This is a genomic window from Archangium sp. (genome assembly GCF_036389735.1).
Taxonomy (GTDB): domain Bacteria; phylum Myxococcota; class Myxococcia; order Myxococcales; family Myxococcaceae; genus Archangium.
The window spans coordinates 1-4458 of record NZ_DASVWK010000505.1 but is presented as its reverse complement, the minus strand read 5'-3'; the positions used below and the strand labels follow the sequence as shown (position 1 = coordinate 4458).

Below are 4458 nucleotides of genomic sequence, written 5' to 3'. Positions count from 1 at the left end.
GAGCGCGACTACCACGTCCTCAAGGTGCGCCAGGACGTGGTGGCCGACCCCCGCACGGGCCATGAGTGCCCTCGCGTCGTCATCGACACCCCCGAGTGGGTGAACGTCATCGCGGTGACGAAGGACGAGCAGCTCGTGCTCATCCGCCAGTACCGCTTCGGCATCGCCGAGACGACGCTGGAGATTCCAGGCGGCATGGTGGAGCCGGGAGAGGACCCCGCGGCGGCCGCCGCGCGCGAGCTGGAGGAGGAGACGGGGTACGTGCCGGACCGCGTGGTGAGGCTCGGGCAGGTACACCCCAACCCCGCCATCCAGAGCAACCGCTGCCACAGCTACCTCGCGCTCGACTGCGTGAAGGCGCACGAGGGCAAGCAGGACTCGGGCGAGGACATCGCCGTGGACCTGCACCCGCGCTCGGCGGCGCCCCAGCTCATCCTGAGCGGTGCCATCACCCACTCGCTGGTGGTGGTGGCCTTCTTCCTGGAGCGCCTGCACGCCGAGGCCCCGGGCACTCGCTGAAATTGTCGGGTGGTCATCCGCGTTGGACGGCGGCGTCACGCAGGAGACCCCTCACTGCCGGGGGGCCCGGTGACACGGAATCGGGGCGGCATTAGCCTCTGCCCCCGAGGTGAGCTCGCCATGGCGGAAAGCCTGACGCATCCACTCGAGGAGCCCCTGCCGCTGGCTCCAGTGGCCCTGCCCCCCGATGCCGGCCGCGAACACTCGCGCGTCTCCCTGCCGGACCCCCTCCCCGACGAGGACGTGTTCGCCTACGTGCGGCGTGTGCGCGGCACCTTCGAGCCTCGGCTGTACCAGCAGGTCGTTGGTGCCGCAAACGAGTTCAAGGAGGGGGACGCGGCCATCGGCGTCGCCGCGGCCAACGAGGTGTCGCGCCGCAACGCCCGGGCCCTGCTCGCGCGCACGCGCCTCGGTGACCTCGATGCGTACCCGCTGATGGAGGAGCGGCTCTACTCGTACATGCAGGGGGCGCTCGACGCCTCGGCGCAGGCGCGTACCGCGAGCTGGACGCTGGGCGAGCTCAAGGCCTTCCTGCTGTCGGCGAGCGAGGAGGCCATCCACGAGCTCAAGGACGGGCTGAGCAGCGACGCCATCGGCTGCGTGGTGAAGCTGATGAGCAACGAGGAGCTCGCCTCCATCGGCCGCAAGGTCTTCAACCCGCTGCCCGGCGGCAAGGTGGGCGCGAAGGGCTACCTGGGCGCGCGCATCCAGCCCAACTCGCCCACGGACCACCCGGACGACATCCGCTGGCAGGTCTTCAACGGGTGGAGCTTCGCCCTGGGCGACGTGGTGCTCGGCACCAACCCGGTGTCCTCGGCGCCCGAGTCCGTGGCCGCCGTGGAGTCCGCCCTGCATGAGCTTCTCGTGACGTTCGGGCTCCAGGACGTCATGCCCCACTGCGTGCTGGCGCACGTGGACGTGCAGGCGGTGGTGGAGGCCATGCAGCCGGGCACCACGGGCCTGTGGTTCCAGAGCCTGGGCAGCACCGAGGCCGCCAACCGCACCTTCGACGTCACCCTGGAGAAGATGGAGACGCACGCCGCCGCGCGCACCGGGCGCTGGGGCATGTACTTCGAGACGGGCCAGGGCGCCGACGCCACCAACGGCCATGCCGCCGGGGTGGACATGGTGGTGCACGAGTCGCGCAAGTACGGCTTCGCGCGCGTGCTCCAGCAGTGCGTGGCCCAGGCGAGGCGCGGGGCTGGAGAACCCGCCGCGCCCTGGGTGCACCTCAACGACGTCGCCGGCTTCATCGGCCCCGAGGTGTTCCGCACCCGCGAGCAGCTCGTGCGCTGCTGCCTCGAGGACATCGTCATGGGCAAGCTGCACGGCCTGACGATTGGCCTCGACGTCTGCTCCACCCTGCACATGGACGTCTCGCTGGACGACCTGGGCTGGTGCCTGGAGCAGCTCATGCCGGCCAACCCCGGCTACCTCATGGCGCTGCCCACCCGGAACGACCCGATGCTCAGCTACCTGACCACGGCGTTCCAGGACCACGTCCGCCTGCGCGAGCAGTTCGGCTACAAGGTGGATGACCGGATGTGGGCCTTCTTCCAGCGGCTCGGCATCCTCGACGCCCAGGGCCGCCCCACCGAGCACTTCGGAGACCCCTCCTGGGTCTACCTCCAGTACCGCCGCCACCAGGGCGACACGCGCCCGGACGCCGACGTGCTCGCCGAGGCCGCGCGGCAGATGGCCGAGGTGCGCGCCCGCTCCGTCCCCCTCGCCGTGGGCCATGGCGAGCAGCCGTGGGACCTGGAGCCCTCGATCGAGCGCGAGCTGCGCCAGCTCTACGACGACGCCAAGGCCGGCCTCTGGTCGGACCTCTCGCCGGACTTCGTCGCGACGATTCCCGACGCCGTGCTCCTGCGCACCCGCGCCTCCCACCGCCGCGACTACATCCTCCACCCCCCCTCGGGCGAGCAGCTGGAGCCCTCCTCCGAGCGCCTGCTGGAGGCCCTGCGCGCGCACCACGCCGGCCAGTACACCGTGCAGCTCGTCATCTCGGATGGGCTGGACGCGCGCTCCCTCATGGACGCGGGCCACCTGCGGCCCTTCCTCACCACCCTGCGCGCCCGGCTGGAGGCCGCCGGCCACCGGGTAGCCCCCGAACACCTCGTGCTCTCGCTGGGGCGCGTGCGGGCCGGCTACCGCGCCGGGGAGCTGCTCTTCGGGGACGCCACGGTGGAGGGGCCCCGGGCCCTCGTCCACGTCATCGGCGAGCGCCCCGGCTCCGGGCACCACAGCTTCTCCGCCTACGTCACCGCGCCCCCGGCCCGCGTCTGGGCGAAGCCGGGCACGGTGGACCACAACATCACCCGGGTGGTGGCGGGCATCTCCGACACCAGCCTGCGGCCCGAGGTGGCGGCGGTGGAGGTGGTGCGCCTGCTAGGCGAGCTCACCTCCGCCTCCTGAGGCTTACCGAGCCAGGGAGTGGATCCACGCGTCGATCCGCTCCCAACCCTCGTGCCGGCTGTAGTGGCCGTTGAAGGCGTGGCCGGTGTTGCCCAGCGTGTCCACCCACACCCGCGGGGAGTGGGGATAGGCCTGCGCCTCGTTCTGGGCATGGGCCGCCGACGCCACCAGGTCCTTCTCCCCGAGCTGCACCATCACCGGCACGGAGATCGCCCACGTCGGGATGGACCCCGGCTGGGCCAGCGTGTTCAGCAGGTCCCGGAACTGGCCGCGCGTCACGGTGTCCGCGACGGAGTTGTCATAGGCGATGACCGCCGGAGCCGCGTTCGCCGGGTCGTAGAAGAGGGCACCGCGCATCTCGCCGGGGATACGGATGTACGGACCCTGCTCCAGCAATGCCCCGAGGACCTCCGGGCTCACCGGCACGTCGTGGGAGGTGTTCAGCCAGCCCGTCATCACCACCGCCTGCGCGTCACCGTAGAGCGCCTGCGCGTAGGTGGAGATGAGCGCGCCATTGGAGTGCCCCACGTAGATGAGCGTCTCGAAGGTGTTCTTCTCCGCCGTGGCGTGGAGCTGCTGGGCCACCTGGTGCAGGGCGCTCGCCGACTCCGCCAGGTCGAGCGTGTCCCCATCGAGCCGCTCGCTCTCGCCCGCGCCGGGCAGGTCCAACGCGAGCACCGCGTAGTGCTGGCGGGCCATGTACCGCGCGTAGGAGTACTCCTCGCCGTCGATGTCCGGCAGGTCCCAGTACCCGTGGTTGTAGGTGATGCCATGCGCGAGGATCTGCACCGGCCGGTTCTTCAGGCTGCCCTGGTAGTACAGGTAGCCCACCACCGAGTAGCCGCGCCCATCGGACAACCGCACCGGGAACTCCCGGCGCTCCACCTTCACGTCCTCGGGCTCCCGCGCCCACGCCGTTCCCGGCACCACGGAGACCGCCCACAACACCAACGCCACCCAGGTTCCCAGCCCTCGCAATCCCCTCATGGCTGTCCCTCCGCGTACATATTCACTTGAAACCTGCATGCTCGCTCAACCTCTAGAGCGCGTGTTATTCGGGGCTGTCTGGCATATCCAATGAAAATATCTTTTCGCGGAAAACACAATGTGCGGGTAGGTGAATTCTCGCGCGCGGTGGGTTGGGATGCCGGGGAGCCAACGTGCTCGCCCGTGCGCGCGGGAGATCTGCCACGATGGCGCGCCTTGGAAGCGGAGGGGGCACAGGCGTGAGGCAAGACGACTCGGTGAGGGACCGGCTGGAGCGGATGGAGCTACCGTTCAACGCGTTCGGGGTGGACCCGTACGGCGTGTCCAAGTGGCACCTGCGCGTCTTCTTCGAGGTGATGGGCTTCTTCTACCGGCAGTACTTCCGGGTGAAGTGCCACGGCATCGAGCACGTGCCGGCGCGCGGGCGGGGCATGCTGGTGGGCAACCACTCGGGAGGGGTGGCGGTGGACGGGGCCATGGTCATCGCCTCGTGCTTCCTGGAGATGGAGCCCCCCCGGCTGGGGCAAGGCATGG

At 70.2% G+C, this 4458-nt stretch carries 3 protein-coding genes and 1 pseudogene; 3 read left to right on the top strand and 1 reads right to left on the bottom strand.

The features are described from left to right. Both VF794_RS17745 and eutB read left to right on the top strand, forming a co-directional pair. Window positions 1-519: NUDIX hydrolase (locus VF794_RS17745; RefSeq protein ID WP_331111940.1), on the top strand; the 519-nt coding region annotated here is incomplete at its 5' end. A gap of 120 nt (window positions 520-639) precedes the next feature. Next, window positions 640-2937: an ethanolamine ammonia-lyase subunit EutB gene (gene eutB, locus VF794_RS17740; protein ID WP_331111938.1), complete on the top strand. Its 2298-nt coding sequence runs from the start codon at window positions 640-642 to the stop codon at window positions 2935-2937. A gap of 3 nt (window positions 2938-2940) precedes the next feature. Here the strand turns inward: eutB and VF794_RS17735 are convergent, their stop codons facing one another. Beyond that, a complete protein-coding gene (locus VF794_RS17735; protein ID WP_331111936.1) occupies window positions 2941-3924 on the bottom strand; it encodes an alpha/beta hydrolase in 984 nt (327 codons plus the stop codon). Window positions 3925-4163: 239 nt separating this feature from the next. On the opposite strand from VF794_RS17735, the pseudogene VF794_RS17730 reads away from it, so the two are divergent. Then, a pseudogene (locus VF794_RS17730) lies at window positions 4164-4458 on the top strand (acyltransferase); the annotation flags it as partial.